The 13,037-nt window shown below is 74.2% G+C and carries 13 protein-coding genes; 4 read left to right on the top strand and 9 right to left on the bottom strand.

Going from position 1 to position 13,037, the window contains the following annotated elements; all coding sequences use genetic code 11:
* Nucleotides 1–8 precede the first annotated feature (8 nt).
* Nucleotides 9–470: a MaoC family dehydratase gene (locus tag ACIGHB_RS25085; protein WP_360318841.1), complete on the bottom strand. Its 462-nt coding sequence runs from the start codon at nt 468–470 to the stop codon at nt 9–11.
* Nucleotides 471–576: 106 nt separating this feature from the next.
* Here ACIGHB_RS25085 and soxR point away from each other — a divergent pair, with 106 nt between their 5' ends.
* A complete protein-coding gene (gene soxR / locus ACIGHB_RS25080; protein WP_360318843.1) occupies nt 577–1,056 on the top strand; it encodes a redox-sensitive transcriptional activator SoxR in 480 nt (159 codons plus the stop codon).
* A 74-nt stretch (nt 1,057–1,130) separates the two neighbouring features.
* Here the strand turns inward: soxR and ACIGHB_RS25075 are convergent, their stop codons facing one another.
* The 5 genes from ACIGHB_RS25075 to ACIGHB_RS25055 all read right to left on the bottom strand — a co-directional run bounded on the left by ACIGHB_RS25075 (nt 1,131) and on the right by ACIGHB_RS25055 (nt 6,772).
* A complete protein-coding gene (locus ACIGHB_RS25075; protein ID WP_399915992.1) occupies nt 1,131–1,826 on the bottom strand; it encodes a 3-keto-5-aminohexanoate cleavage protein in 696 nt (231 codons plus the stop codon).
* A gap of 213 nt (nt 1,827–2,039) precedes the next feature.
* Entirely contained in the window at nt 2,040–2,651 is a 612-nt protein-coding gene (locus ACIGHB_RS25070) for a hypothetical protein (protein ID WP_360318848.1), read from the bottom strand.
* 129 nt (nt 2,652–2,780) lie between these two features.
* Nucleotides 2,781–3,977 (bottom strand): serine-threonine protein kinase, encoded by a 1,197-nt coding sequence (locus ACIGHB_RS25065; RefSeq protein WP_399916140.1) that lies wholly within the window; start codon nt 3,975–3,977, stop codon nt 2,781–2,783.
* 123 nt (nt 3,978–4,100) lie between these two features.
* Nucleotides 4,101–5,438 (bottom strand): erythromycin esterase family protein, encoded by a 1,338-nt coding sequence (locus ACIGHB_RS25060; protein ID WP_399915990.1) that lies wholly within the window; start codon nt 5,436–5,438, stop codon nt 4,101–4,103.
* A 77-nt stretch (nt 5,439–5,515) separates the two neighbouring features.
* Nucleotides 5,516–6,772 (bottom strand): exo-beta-N-acetylmuramidase NamZ domain-containing protein, encoded by a 1,257-nt coding sequence (locus tag ACIGHB_RS25055; protein WP_399916138.1) that lies wholly within the window; start codon nt 6,770–6,772, stop codon nt 5,516–5,518.
* Nucleotides 6,773–6,994: 222 nt separating this feature from the next.
* Here ACIGHB_RS25055 and ACIGHB_RS25050 point away from each other — a divergent pair, with 222 nt between their 5' ends.
* Together ACIGHB_RS25050 and ACIGHB_RS25045 are read left to right on the top strand one after the other, a co-directional pair.
* Entirely contained in the window at nt 6,995–7,771 is a 777-nt protein-coding gene (locus tag ACIGHB_RS25050; protein ID WP_388872449.1) for an SDR family oxidoreductase, read from the top strand.
* Nucleotides 7,772–7,855: 84 nt separating this feature from the next.
* Nucleotides 7,856–8,449 (top strand): TetR/AcrR family transcriptional regulator, encoded by a 594-nt coding sequence (locus ACIGHB_RS25045; protein ID WP_360318856.1) that lies wholly within the window; start codon nt 7,856–7,858, stop codon nt 8,447–8,449.
* Between the two features lie 4 nt (nt 8,450–8,453).
* On the opposite strand, the gene ACIGHB_RS25040 is transcribed toward ACIGHB_RS25045, so the two are convergent.
* The 3 genes from ACIGHB_RS25040 to ACIGHB_RS25030 form a co-directional block, all read right to left on the bottom strand.
* On the bottom strand, nt 8,454–9,668 hold the full coding sequence (locus tag ACIGHB_RS25040) for an acyl-CoA dehydrogenase family protein (RefSeq protein WP_399915987.1): 1,215 nt from the start codon (nt 9,666–9,668) through the stop codon (nt 8,454–8,456).
* A gap of 6 nt (nt 9,669–9,674) precedes the next feature.
* On the bottom strand, nt 9,675–10,700 hold the full coding sequence (locus ACIGHB_RS25035) for a phosphotransferase family protein (protein ID WP_399915985.1): 1,026 nt from the start codon (nt 10,698–10,700) through the stop codon (nt 9,675–9,677).
* A gap of 187 nt (nt 10,701–10,887) precedes the next feature.
* Nucleotides 10,888–11,799, bottom strand: a complete 912-nt coding sequence (locus ACIGHB_RS25030) for an MBL fold metallo-hydrolase (protein ID WP_399915983.1) — start codon at nt 11,797–11,799, stop codon at nt 10,888–10,890.
* Nucleotides 11,800–12,008: 209 nt separating this feature from the next.
* Between ACIGHB_RS25030 and ACIGHB_RS25025 the strand changes: the two genes are divergently transcribed.
* Complete coding sequence (locus ACIGHB_RS25025) at nt 12,009–12,938, top strand: NADP-dependent oxidoreductase (protein ID WP_360318868.1); 930 nt, start codon at nt 12,009–12,011, stop codon at nt 12,936–12,938.
* The last annotated feature ends 99 nt before the right edge of the window (nt 12,939–13,037 follow it).

Here is a 13,037-nt window from a genome sequence, read left to right as displayed (position 1 = left end):
CGGGGTGCTCAGAAGTAGTAGCGCGAGACCGACTCGGCCACGCACACCGGCTTGTCGCCGCCCTCGCGCTCCACGGTCACCTTCGCCGTGACCTGTACGCCGCCGCCCGCCTCCTCCACCTTCGTGAGGACCGCCGTGGCGCGCAGCCGCGAGCCGACCGGCACCGGCGCGGGGAAACGCACCTTCTCCGTGCCGTAGTTGAGGCCCATCTTCATGCCCTCGACCCGCAGCACCTGCGGCACGAACAGCGGCAGCAGCGAGAGGGTCAGGTAACCGTGCGCGATGGTCGAGCCGAAGGGACCGGACGCGGCGCGCTCGGGGTCCACGTGGATCCACTGGTGGTCGCCGGTGGCGTCGGCGAAGAGGTCGATCCGCTTCTGGTCGACCTCCAGCCAGTCGCTGTGCCCCAGCTGCTCGCCGACCCCCGCGCGCAGCTCCTCGGCGGAGGTGAAGATCCTCGGCTCGGCCATGTCCCTGGTCCCTTCTCGCACGACATACCCAACGGTTTGTATCTAAGCGCTTGCTCAGCATGTGGGGTGGGGGTCGCGCTGTCAACGGACCAGTAGGGTTCGAGGGGTGCCGCAGATTCCAGAGAAGATCCACGAGCTCACCGTCGGCCAGCTCTCCGCCCGCAGCGGCGCGGCCGTCTCCGCCCTGCACTTCTACGAGGCCAAGGGGCTCATCGGCAGCCGCCGCACCGCGGGCAACCAGCGCCGCTACGGGCGCGACGCGCTGCGCCGGGTCGCCTTCATCCGCGCCGCCCAGCGCGTCGGCATCCCCCTCGCCACCATCCGCGACGCCCTCTCCGAACTGCCCGAGGAGCGCACCCCGACCCGCGAGGACTGGTCCCGGCTCTCCGCCACCTGGCGGACCGAACTCGACGACCGCATCAAGCAGCTGGGCCGCCTCCGCGACCACCTGACGGACTGCATCGGCTGCGGCTGCCTCTCCCTGGAGACCTGCGTCCTGTCCAACCCGGACGACGCCTTCGGCGCCCGCATGGCCGGCTCCCGGCTGCTGCCGCTGCGCCGCGAGGAGCAGGAGGAGACCCCTTAGGGCGTGTCTGACCATTCCCGTCGGGTCCGGCCCGCCCGGCACGCGCTGATCCGACGCCAATTGTCAGACACGCCCTAGCGCGCGTCCCGCAGCGCGGCCCGTACCTGCTCCGCCGTGGAGCGGGCGCGGGCTCCGTCGGGCAGGAGGAGGGTGTCCTCCAGGCCGATCCGGCAGGCCACGCCCAGCCGCCGGGCCAGCCGCAGCGCGGGCCACGCCGCCGCGCCGGTCCCGCAGAGCAGGACGGGGACGTCCCCGTGCGCGGCCCGCAGGCCGCTCACCCAGGCATCGGCGCCGGCCCGCGGCACCTCGGCCACGATCCGCCGCACCCGGGCGGCCAGAGGGGAGCGGGCGAACAGGGCCGGGCCCGTCGTGCCGGCCCGCAGCGCCGCCTCCACCGCCACCCCGCGCGCGAGCAGCTCGGCCGCCGTCTCCTCGGCGCCCGGCTCGTGCCAGGCCACGCACGCCAGCTCCGGCAGGACCTCCCAGGACCGGACCCGCGCCACCCGCCGCTCCGGATCGGGCTCGGCCCACGCGTCCGCCGGCACCGACACGGGGACGCGGACGCGCTCACGCACCGCCGCCAGGGCGGGCCCCACCACGCGGGGCGAGAGCGAGCCGCCGCCGCAGGGCGTACGGGGCCGGATCCGCACCTCGTCGGCCCCCGCCGCCACCGCGCTGGCCGCGGCCTCCGCGAGCGCCACCGGATCACGCGGCACCACCGCCGACTCCCCGGGCCCCCACGTGCCGTTCAGCGCCGCCTGAAGCGGCACACCCCCCTGCCGACCCACGCCACCGCCTTCCCGCGCGTCACGGCTATGCCGTGCGTCACGGTCTCGCCGTACGTGACCGACTCCCCGCACGTCACGGTCTCCCCGCGCGTCACGGTCTCCCCGTACGTCACGTACGCCACGGGCTGCTCGTACGTCAGCCGTCCCGCGCGTCACCGGCTCCCGGCGCCGCCCGTCTCAAGCCGCCGCCCCGTCTCAAGCCGCCGGCACCAGTGGCCGGCCGCGTTCCTCGCGGGCTCGGGCCAGGGCGTCGGGGGTGAGGACCGCGCGGGGGACCTCCACGCCGCAGTCGGCGCACACCGGGCCGTACCACCGCTCGTCACCGGCGCCGCCGTCCCACGCGATCCGCGCCCCCGTGCAGACCGGGCACGCCTCGACCGGGCCGTGCTCAAGCGCCGTGACCAGCCGCCGCACCACCTCGGGCAGCGGATCGGTCGGGTGGACGGCCGGATCGCCGCACCGCACCACCCCGTTGCCACCCCACACGTCCCGGTGCCAGTCGTCCAGCGCCCGCAGGGCCCGCACCCCGCCGTGCTTCTCGCGCCGGCGCCGGGCGGCGAACTCCTCCTCGTACGCCAGCCAGACCGTCCGTGCCTCCTCCAGCTCCTCCAGGGCGGCCACCAGCCGCGCCGGATCGAGCTCCCGGTCGTCGGGTCCGAACCCGTGCCTCCGGCACAGGTGGTCCCAGGTCGCCCGGTGCCCGTAGGGGGCGAACCGCTCCAGGCACTTGCGCAGCGAGTACCTGCGCAGTGCCGTGTCGCACCCCTGGTCACGCACCTGTCTCGCGAGACTCCGGAAACCGGCCATCGGTCGCCACCTCCGTCGCTGGTCGTTCGCGCATCCGCGGTACCAGAGGGACGAACGACGGCGCCGCCGTGTTCCGCCCGGACCCGGAACACCCCGCTCCTTGGCGGGAACTCGCCACCGGCGCGGGTTCTACCGGCGGCCCGTCCGGGCCGCCGAGACCACCACCCGGGCCAGCTCCGGCCGCCGGATGTCACTGTGCGAGCGGACCGCGTCCGCCGCGTCCACACTCACGCAGCCCGAGGCCGGAACCCCGTCCCGCAGCACCGTCGCCAGCGTCCGCCGCGCCGCCCCCGGCACGCCGTGGACGCCGTCCCAGCCGATCGCCCCCCACCGCGGATCACGCGCGAGCAGCCGCGCCGGCGACTCCGTCAGCGAGGCCGAGTCCCGGGCCGCGCGGGAGGCCAGCGGGTAGAGGACGCCGAGCGCCGTGTCGTGCCGCGAGTGACAGGCCACCACCGGGCCCCGCACCCGCAGCTGCATGTCCTTCAGCGCCCCCGAACGGCCGGGATCGTGCGGCAGCCGGGCCGCGAACGCGTAGTGCGAGAAGGCGCCCTGGAGCAGCGTCATCGACCGGACCGGCCGCAGCGCCCCCGGCAGCCCTCGGAGCCCGTACGCCACGAGCCGGGCGCCCATGCTGTGCCCCACCAGGTGCACCCGCAGCCCCGGCGCCGCCCGCGCCACCTCGGCCAGCAGCGGCCCGAGCCCCCGCTCGCCCACGTGCCCGGCCCGCTTCTTCATCACGTAGTACGCGGCCTGCCGCAGCGCCTCCCGGCCGCCCTGCCACAGCCCTCCGAGCCCGCCGCCGAGCACCGCCGCCGGGACGGTGCCCGTCAGCGCGGCGGTGAACACGGCACAAGTCTCCACCGGATCCGCCAGCAGGAAATCCGGCACCGCGCGGTCCCCGGCGAACCCCGTGCCGTCCACGTCCGCCAGGTCCCGCAGCAGCGCCCCGAACTCCGCGAACGCGGCCTCCTCGGCCGGCGCCGTCGCCACCAGCTCGGTGAGCCGGACGATCGTCCGCTCCTTCTCGGGCAGCGTCGTCACCAGCGCCCGGAAGTCCGGGACCGGCTCGTCCGTGAACATCATCGAGGGCCAGACCACGCCCGCGTACGCCGCCTCCACCCCCGGGGCCAGCAGCCCAGGGAAGGGCGCGAAGAAGTCCGAGTACAGCCGGGTCGCGCCGGACGGCGAGTTGTTCCACCCGTGGGCGAACACCACCAGATCCGTCACCCCCCGCCGCGCCAGCGCGACCAGTTCGGCCCCCTGCCCGGCCGGACCGTCCCCGTCCTTGTCGAAGACGATCTCCCGGTACGGATCCACACTCATCCCGCTCACGGCCCGCCCGTCCCTCCCCGTCGAGGAAGCGCCCAGGGGTCCGCGTCCCGCAACCCCTGGGCAGCATGCCCGGATCCGGCCACCGTCAGACCTCCGACGGCCGCCGGAAGCGCGTCAGCGCAGCCGCGCCGCCGTGACCACCGGGAAGTGGATCAGGCCGTCGTACGCGGCGGAGAGCCGCACCGAGGGCGTCGCGCCGGGCCAGGGGTAGGCGGTGCCGATGTTCCAGACCGGCCGCGGCTCCGCGAGCCAGCCCCGTGCGGCCGGCGCCACCCGCCGCAGGTCGAGGAGGAAGGGACCGGATGCCACCCGGTCCAGTGTGTGCGCCGCGCCGCCCGGCGCCTGCGGGTCCACGGTGAAGACGCGCAGGGGCTCCCCGGGAGCCTCCGTGTCGTGCGCGTTGAAGGAGCCCCGCCCGAAGGAGGCTCCGATCGTCACGTACCCCCGGCCGAGGAGGTCCCGCAGGAACGCCCCCTGCGTGCGCGGGTAGTGGGCGGGCATGAGGGACTCGTACGACACGTGCCCGTTGTGGGCCGAGAGGACCATCCGGTCGCCGGTGCGCCGCTGCCACCAGGCGGTGTTCTCGGCCATGATCCGGTCCCGGTAGAGCATGGCCGCCGCGACGCCGTCCTGCGTCGCGAAGTCGTGGGCGTACTCCGTGCCGACCTGGGCGACGGCCCTGGCGTGCTGCACCGCCCAGAGATGCGCCTCGCGGGCCGCCGCGCCCTTGCCCGGCCGCTGCGTCTCCAGGAGCCTCAGGGCCCGGTTCACGTCGCCGGCCATCGCCCGCCGCTCGGCGAGCGGCCTGGCCATGTACTCCTTCATCCAGTCCTCCACCCCGCCGGTGGGCCGGGACGCCCGGTACAGCTCCCGGAACCGGGGGAGGAGCTCCGGGTGGTTGCGGCCCACGTACGCGGTGACGGTGTCGAACAGGTTCCGCCCGGCGTACCCGAGGTCGTTGCCCATGAAGCGCACCTGGCGGTCCGGGTGCGCCAGGTTGTGGCGGCGCATCCAGCGGAAGAGGTCGAGGTACTCCTCGGTGTTCCAGAGCCGGTACGACTCCTGGAACTCGTCCCGCATGATCCGTTCGATGTCGCCCTCGCCGGTCGTCACCCAGCGGTCGACGAGGAGCCCCGTGGACCAGCTCGCCTCCAGCGCGAAGGTGGTGAACCCCTCCTTCTCGACGAGGTGGGCGAAGAGCCGGTGCTTCACCGTGAAGAACTCGGCCGAGCTGTGCGTGGCCTCGCCGATGCCGACGACCTTGGCCGGCCCGATCAGCCGGTCGAGGGCCCGCTCGTCGTCCAGGGGCGCGGCGGAACGGGCGAGTTCACGCGCGGGCCCGGGATCCGGGTCGGTCCGGACGGCGGCCGCGGCGCCGGGGGCGACGGAGGCGAGGCAGAGGGCGGTGAGGAGCCCGACGACGGGCAGGCGGCGAAGCGAGGCGATCTTCATGCCGTCATCCTTTCCGCCGGGTCCCGTGCCGGGACATCCTGCCGCCCCCCGGGCCGGCAGGGAGGGATACCCCCCCGTCACCGGTAGAGCAGATACTCCCGCCGCACCGCCCGGAAGGCCGCCAGATCGTCGGACCAGGCGCCCACGACCTCGTCGGTCCCGGCTCCGGCGTCGACGAGCGTACGCACGCGCGTGGAGCCGGTGAGCTTGTCGATCCAGTGGTCGGGGCGCCAGGCGAAACCGGACCACGAGGAGCGGGCGGTGACCAGGAGGGCGATGCCGGTGCGGACCGGGTCGAAGGACTCGCGGTCGTGGACGTGGAGCTGGACGCCGCCCACGGTGCGGCCCTGGAACTTGGAGAAGGTCGGGGCGAAGTACGCCTCGCGGAAGCGGATCCCGGGCAGCTCCAGGGCGTTCGCCGCCTCCGCCCAGCGGCGGTCGACGCCCTCCGCGCCGAGGAGTTCGAAGGGACGGGTGGTGCCCCGGCCCTCGGAGAGGTTGGTCCCCTCGAAGAGGCAGGTGCCGGAGTAGACGAGCGCGGTCTCCGGGGTCGGCATGTTCGGGCTCGGCGGCACCCACGGCAGCCCCGTCGCGTCGAAGAAGTCCGACCGCCGCCAGCCCGTCATCCGGACCGTCTCCAGCTCCACCGGCCGGGCCAGGAACTCGGCGTTGAAGAGGAGGGCCAGCTCCGCCACCGTCATGCCGTGCGCCTGCGCGATCGGCTCGCGCCCGACGAAGGTGGCGAAGGCCCGGTCCAGGACGGGCCCGAGGGCGGCCCGGCCGCTCACCGGGTTCGGCCGGTCCAGGACCACGAACCGCTTCCCGGCCAGCTCGGCCGCCACCATGCAGTCGTACAGCGTCCAGATGTACGTGTAGAAGCGGGCGCCCGCGTCCTGGATGTCGAAGACGACGGTGTCGACGCCCGAGGCGGTGAAGACGTCCGCCAGCGGCTGCCCGCTCTTCAGGTACGTGTCGTAGACCGGCAGCCCGGTCGCCGGGTCGTCGTACCGGCCCTCCGAACCACCCGCCTGCGCGGTGCCCCGGAACCCGTGCTCGGGGCCGAACACGGCCACCAGATCCACCCGTTCGTCGGCGTGCATGACGTCCACCAGGTGCCGGGCGTCCCGGGTGATCCCGGTCGGGTTGGTGACGACGCCGACCCGCTCGCCGGCCAGGAGGGCGTACCCGTCCGCCGCCAGCCGCTCGAAACCGGTCCGTACGCGCGCGTGCCCCCGCCCGGGGCCGGCCGCGGCGGGGGAGGCCGTCGCGGCGAGCGCGCCTCCCGCGCTCAGCGCCCCTCCGGCCGCCAGCAGATCCCGACGCGACAGTTTCATCCGCCTCATGCGTGACATGGGCACGCAGGCTAGCGCTCCTGACGCCCCGGGGGAACGAGGCGTGCGAAGGCGGCGAGCCGCCCCTCCGGGTCTTCCGCCCTTCCATACCGACCGGTTAGTCTGCCCGGTGTCACCGGAACCGTGACGGTGCCACCGGAACCGTGACCCGGACCGAAGCGAACCGAAACGAACCGAACCGAACCGAACCTCCTGGAGGGGTCCATGAACGCGGACACGCGCGAACTCCGTGGCGCCGGCGTCGTCGTCACCGGAGCGGGCGGCGGCATCGGCGCCGCCCTCGCCCGGCGCTTCGCCGCCGAAGGCGCCCGCGTCGTCGTCAACGACCTCGACCCCGTCCGCGCCAAAGCCGTCGCCGGGGAGATCGGCGCGCTCGCCGTCCCCGGCGACGCCTCCGCGATCGTCGACGAGGCCCGCGACGCCCTCGGCGGCACCGTCGACGTCTGGTGCGCCAACGCCGGACTCGCCTCCGCCGGCGACGCCTTCGCCGACGAGGCCGTCTGGGCCGCCGCCTGGGACGTCAACGTCATGGCCCACGTCCGCGCCGCCCGCGCCCTGCTCCCCGACTGGCTGGAGCGCGGCACCGGCCGCTTCGTCTCCACCGTCTCCGCCGCCGGCCTGCTCACCATGATCGGCGCGGCCCCGTACAGCGTCTCCAAGCACGGCGCCTACGCCTTCGCCGAATGGCTCTCCCTCACCTACCGCCACCGGGGCCTGAAGGTCCACGCCATCTGCCCGCAGGGCGTCCGCACCGACATGCTCGCCGCCACCGGCTCGGCCGGCGACCTCGTCCTGGTCCCGACCGCCGTCGAGCCCGAGACCGTCGCCGACGCCCTCCTCGACGCCATCGCGGAGGACCGCTTCCTCGTCCTGCCGCACCCGGAGGTCGCCGACTACTACCGGAACCGCGCGGACGACCCCGACCGGTGGATCGGCGGCATGAACAAGCTCCAGCGGCACTGGGAGGCGGGCGCGCGGTAGCGCACCCGGCGGGGAATGGGAAGATCTACCGACGACAGCCCCCGGACGCCAGGGACGGGGCAGCGGACCGGAAGGCGGCGGAGCATGGCCAGGACGACGGACGGGGACGGCTCTCCCGTCCCCCAGAGGCTCCTCGCCGCCGCCACCCGGCTCTTCGCGGAGCAGGGCTACGACCGCACCTCCGTCCAGGAGATCGTCGAGGCGGCGGGCGTCACCAAGGGGGCGCTCTACCACTACTTCGGCTCCAAGGAGGACCTCCTCCAGGAGGTGTACGCGCGCGTGCTCCGCCTCCAGCAGGAGCGGCTCGACGACTTCGCGGGCTCCGACGCGCCCGTCGAGGACCGGCTGCGCGGCGCCGCCGCCGACGTCGTCGTCACCACGATCGAGAACCTCGACGACGCCTCGATCTTCTTCCGCTCCATGCACCACCTGAGCCCGGAGAAGAACAAGCAGGTCCGCGCCGAGCGCCGCCGCTACCACGAGCGCTTCCGCGCCCTGATCGAGGAAGGTCAGCGGGCGGGCGTCTTCTCCTCCGCCACACCCGCCGACCTCGTCGTGGACTACCACTTCGGCTCCGTGCACCACCTGTCCACGTGGTACCGCCCGGACGGCCCGCTGACCCCGCAGCAGGTCGCCGACCACCTGGCCGACCTCCTGCTGCGGGCCCTGCGCCCGTGAGCCGTCAGAGGTAGCGCTTCAGCTCGCGGCGGGCCAGCGACCGCTGGTGCACCTCGTCCGGCCCGTCCGCGAGCCGCAGGGTCCGGGCCGCCGCCCACAGTTCGGCGAGCGGGAAGTCCTGCGAGACGCCGCCGGCGCCGTGCGCCTGCACCGCCTTGTCGATGATGTCCACCACCGCGCGCGGGGTGGCGATCTTGATGGCCTGGATCTCGGTGTGGGCGCCCTTGTTGCCGACGGTGTCCATCAGCCAGGCCGTCTTGAGCACCAGCAGCCGCAGCTGCTCGATCGTCACCCGCGCGTCCGCGATCCAGTTCTGCACCACGCCCTGCTGGGCGAGGGTCTTGCCGAAGGCGGTACGGGAGACGGCCCGCCGGCACGTCAGCTCCACCGCCCGCTCGGCCATGCCGATCAGCCGCATGCAGTGGTGGATGCGGCCGGGGCCGAGCCGCGCCTGGGCGATCGCGAAGCCGCCGCCCTCCTCGCCGATCAGGTTCGCGGCGGGGACCCGCACCCCGTCGAAGACCACCTCGGCGTGACCGCCGTGGTAGTGGTCCTCGTAGCCGTACACCCGCATCGCCCGGCGCACCTCGACGCCCGGGGTGTCGCGCGGGACGAGGATCATCGACTGCTGGCGGCGGAGGTCCGGCCCGTCCGGGTCGGTCTTCCCCATCACGATGAAGACCTTGCAGTCGGGGTTCATCGCCCCGGAGATGTACCACTTGCGCCCGTCGATCACATACGCGTCCCCGTCCCGCCGGATCCGGGTCTCGATGTTGGTCGCGTCCGATGAGGCCACCTCGGGCTCGGTCATCGCGAAGGCGGACCGGATCTCGCCCGCGAGCAGCGGCTCCAGCCACTGCTTCCTCTGCGTCTCGTCGGCGAACTGGGCGAGCAGCTCCATGTTCCCGGTGTCCGGGGCCGCGCAGTTGAGGGCGGTCGGCGCGAGCTGCGGGCTGCGGCCGGTGATCTCGGCGAGCGGCGCGTACTGGAGGTTGGTCAGCCCCGCCCCGTACTCCTCGTCGGGAAGGAAGAGGTTCCACAGGCCCTGGCGCTTGGCCTCGGCCTTCAGCTCCGCCACCACCGGCGGCTCGTCCCACGGGGAGGCGAGCGAGGCCCGCTGCTCCTCGGCGACGGCCTCGGCGGGGTACACGTGCTCGTCCATGAAGGCGAGCAGCCGGGAGCGGAGCTCCTCGGTGCGGGCGTCGTAGGAGAAGTCCATGGCGGTTCAGCCCTCCTGAAGGGTGGTCAGGCCGTGCTCGATGAAGACGGGGACGAGGTCGCCGATGCGGTCGAAGCCGGCGCCGACGGTCTGCCCGAGGGTGTAGCGGTAGTGGATGCCCTCCAGGATCACGGCGAGCTTGAACCAGGCGAAGGCCGTGTACCAGGCGAGGGCGGAGACGTCCCGGCCGGAACGGGCGGCGTACCGCTCGACCAGCTCGGCGGCGGTGGGGTGGCCGGCGGCGGTCGCCGTGGTCGAGATCGGTGAGCCGGGCAGGTCCAGCGGGGTGCTGTACATGACGAGGAGGCCCAGGTCCGTCAGCGGGTCGCCGAGCGTGGACATCTCCCAGTCGAGGACCGCCCTGATCCGGTCGTCGTCGCCGACCAGCGCGTTGTCGAGCCGGTAGTCGCCGTGGACGACGGTCGGCGGGGGAGAGCCGGGCAGCGCGCGGCCGAGGGCGGCGTGCAGCTCCTCGATGCCGGGCAGCTCGCGGCCCCGGGAGGCGGCGAGCTGCTTGCCCCAGCGGCGCAGCTGACGGTCGAGGAAGCCCTCAGGCCGGCCGAAGTCGCCGAGTCCGACGGCCTCCGGTTCCACCGCGTGCAGGTCGACGAGGGTGTCGACCAGGCCGAGGACGACGGAGCGGGTGCGCTCCGGGCCGAGCGGGGCCAGCTGGGAGGCGGAGCGGTACGGGGTCCCCTCGACGAACTCCATCACGTAGAAGGGCGCGCCGAGCACCTCCTCGTCCTCGCAGAGCAGGACCGTGCCCGGCACCGGCACCGAGGTCCCGCCCAGGGCGCTGATGACCCGGTGCTCCCGCCTCATGTCGTGGGCGGTGGCGAGGACGTGCCCGAGCGGCGGGCGGCGCACCACCCAGCTGCCGGTGCCGTCGGTGACGGCGTACGTGAGGTTGGAGCGCCCACCCTCGATCAGCCGGGCTTCGAGGGGCCCGGAGACCAGGCCCGGCCGCTCGCGGTCCAGATGGCGGCGCAGACGCTCGGGGTCGAGGCCGGGCGGTGGGGCGGTGTGGCTCATCGGGCATACCTCCGGAGGGTCGGTCGGCACTCATGATGACCGACCAGTCGGTATGTCGTCCAGAGGGGTCCCGGAAACGCCAGCCAGAGGGGTCCCGGAAACGCCAGGGGGACCCGGGCTCCACCCCGGGTCCCCCTGGCGTTCACACCGCTCATCGGTGCCGGTGTCACACGGCTCCGCGCGCGGCTCAGGCGTGACAGGCCACCGGCACCCCGCCGTTCATCGCCGCCATGTCGCCGAAGACCGCCACCGGGTCGAGCGGGTGCGCCTCGGGGAGCCCGTCCAGCTCCGCGTACGCCCGGTGCAGGTTGGCCACCAGCCGCTCGCTCTCCCGCCAGGCGGCGAACTCTCCCGGCTCGGCCCGGCGGGCGGTCTCCAGCGGCGGGTCCCCCTTCGTGTGCCCCTCGGCGGCGAGCTCCGCCACCCACCGCAGATACCGCTCGGTGGCGTCGTACGCGCCCGGGTCCGTCACCGGCCCGTGCCCCGGCACCACCCGCTCCGCGTCCAGCGACCGCAGCACGTCGAGCGCGCGCAGCGAACCGGCCAGCGAGCCCATCGGCAGGAACGGCGTCCCGCCCTGGAAGACCAGGTCACCGGTGAACACCACCCCCTGCTCCGGCAGGTGCACGATCGAGTCGCCGGTGGTGTGCGCGGGACCCGGGTGCACCACCCGCACCTCGATCCCGCCCACGTACACCGTCATCCGGTCGTGGTACGTCACGTCGGGCGGGGTGATCTCGACGCGGCCGAAGTCGGTCTGCGGCCACAGCAGGTGCAGCTGGTGCCCGGCGCCCAGCTGTTCGGAGCGGCAGTTCGCGTGCCCGACGATCCGCGCCTCGGGACGGAAGACCCCGTTGCCGTAGGTGTGGTCGCCGTGGTGATGGGTGTTCACGACCGTGAGCGGCAGCGGCAGCCCGGCGGCGAGCACCGCCTCGCGCAGCAGCAGGGCGCGGCGCTCGGTGGCGGTGGTGTCGACGAGCAGCGACTCGCCCGCGTCGCCGAGGAAACCGGCGTTGTTCAGACACCAGCCGCCGTCGGGCTGGACATAGGCGTGGACGTGCGGCGCGAGCGTGACCACGTACGGGTCGGTGGCAGGCACAGGGCTCCCCGGGCAGAAGATCGACGAGACAGGTGAAGCCTGCCACCGGAGGGCCGGCCGGGGGGCCGCTTCCGGACACCGCTCGTCCGGGTGCCGCTCCTCCGGACACCCCTTCCGGGTGCCGCTTCCGGACGCCGGGGGGTGCTCGCACCGCCCCGCCTGGCCCGTCCGGCTTGCGCGGCCCCCCGCCCCCGTCGAGGGTCGGAACCATGAAGGCGATCAGCTACCGTCGGTACGGCGGCCCCGAGGTCCTGGAGTACGGCGAGCTGCCCGACCCGAAGGTGGGGCCCGACGAGGTCCTGGTCGAGGTCCGCGCGGCGGCGGTCAACCCGGTCGACTGGAAGGCGCAGGCCGGCTATCTCGACGGCATGATCGACGCGGTCTTCCCGGTCGTCCCCGGCTGGGACGTCTCCGGCGTCGTCGTCCGTCCCGGCGTCTCCGTCACCGAGTGGGCGGCGGGCGACGAGGTCATGGGGTACGTCCGCGAGGACGTCCTCTCCCACGGCACCTTCGCCGAGTACGTCGCCGCGCCCGTCCGCACCCTGGGCCGCAAGCCCCGCGCGTACTCCTTCGAGGAGGCCGCCGGGCTGCCGCTGGCCGGCCTCACCGCCTACCAGGCCCTGCACACCGCGCTCTCGGTACGGCGGGGCGAGACGGTACTGGTCCTCGCGGCGGCCGGCGGGGTCGGCTCCATGGCCGTGCAGATCGCCCGGCACCTCGGCTGCCGGGTCCTCGGCGCCGCCCGTGAGTCCGGACGGGAGCGGGTGACCGCGCTCGGCGCGGAACCCGTCCTGCTCGACGAGGCGACCTTCACCCGCCAGGTCCGCGAACTCGCCCCCGGCGGCGTCGACGCGCTCCTCGACACCCTCGGCGGCCCCTTCCTCCAGCACGCCGCCAAACTGCTCGCCCCCGGCGGCCGGCTCGCCTCCATCGCCGACGGCGAAGCCCTCGCCCTCGGCGGCCGCTACTACTGGGTCCGCCCCGACGCCGCCGACCTGAACGCCCTCGCCGACCTCGCCGACGACGGCGTCCTCGACGTCCGCGTCGCCAGGACCTTCCCCCTGGAACGCGCGGCGGACGCGCAGCGCGCCAACGCGGAGGGGGGCTTGCAGGGCAAGGTCGTGGTCACCGTCCCGTAGCCGGGCCGGGTCGGGCCGGGGCGGGCCGAGAGGCGACCGGATGTTGGATCCAACATCCGGGACCCAACATCCTGGATCCGGGATCCAACCTCCTGGATC

The sequence above is a fragment of the Streptomyces sp. NPDC085460 genome (genome assembly GCF_044541975.1).
GTDB lineage: Bacteria > Actinomycetota > Actinomycetes > Streptomycetales > Streptomycetaceae > Streptomyces.
The sequence above is the reverse complement of the archived record's forward strand: the minus strand, read 5'-3'. Positions and strand labels throughout refer to the sequence as shown.

Bases quoted from the DNA above. Each gene is read 5' to 3' on its own strand.
- ACIGHB_RS25085 (WP_360318841.1), bottom strand. From the start codon at position 470: ATGGCCGAGCCGAGGATCTTCACCTCCGCCGAGGAGCTGCGCGCGGGG.
- ACIGHB_RS25070 (WP_360318848.1), bottom strand. From the start codon at position 2,651: ATGGCCGGTTTCCGGAGTCTCGCGAGACAGGTGCGTGACCAGGGGTGC.
- ACIGHB_RS25065 (WP_399916140.1), bottom strand. From the start codon at position 3,977: ATGAGTGTGGATCCGTACCGGGAGATCGTCTTCGACAAGGACGGGGAC.
- ACIGHB_RS25060 (WP_399915990.1), bottom strand. From the start codon at position 5,438: ATGAAGATCGCCTCGCTTCGCCGCCTGCCCGTCGTCGGGCTCCTCACC.
- ACIGHB_RS25055 (WP_399916138.1), bottom strand. From the start codon at position 6,772: ATGAAACTGTCGCGTCGGGATCTGCTGGCGGCCGGAGGGGCGCTGAGC.
- ACIGHB_RS25050 (WP_388872449.1), top strand. From the start codon at position 6,995: ATGAACGCGGACACGCGCGAACTCCGTGGCGCCGGCGTCGTCGTCACC.
- ACIGHB_RS25045 (WP_360318856.1), top strand. From the start codon at position 7,856: ATGGCCAGGACGACGGACGGGGACGGCTCTCCCGTCCCCCAGAGGCTC.
- ACIGHB_RS25040 (WP_399915987.1), bottom strand. From the start codon at position 9,668: ATGGACTTCTCCTACGACGCCCGCACCGAGGAGCTCCGCTCCCGGCTG.
- ACIGHB_RS25035 (WP_399915985.1), bottom strand. From the start codon at position 10,700: ATGAGCCACACCGCCCCACCGCCCGGCCTCGACCCCGAGCGTCTGCGC.
- ACIGHB_RS25025 (WP_360318868.1), top strand. From the start codon at position 12,009: ATGAAGGCGATCAGCTACCGTCGGTACGGCGGCCCCGAGGTCCTGGAG.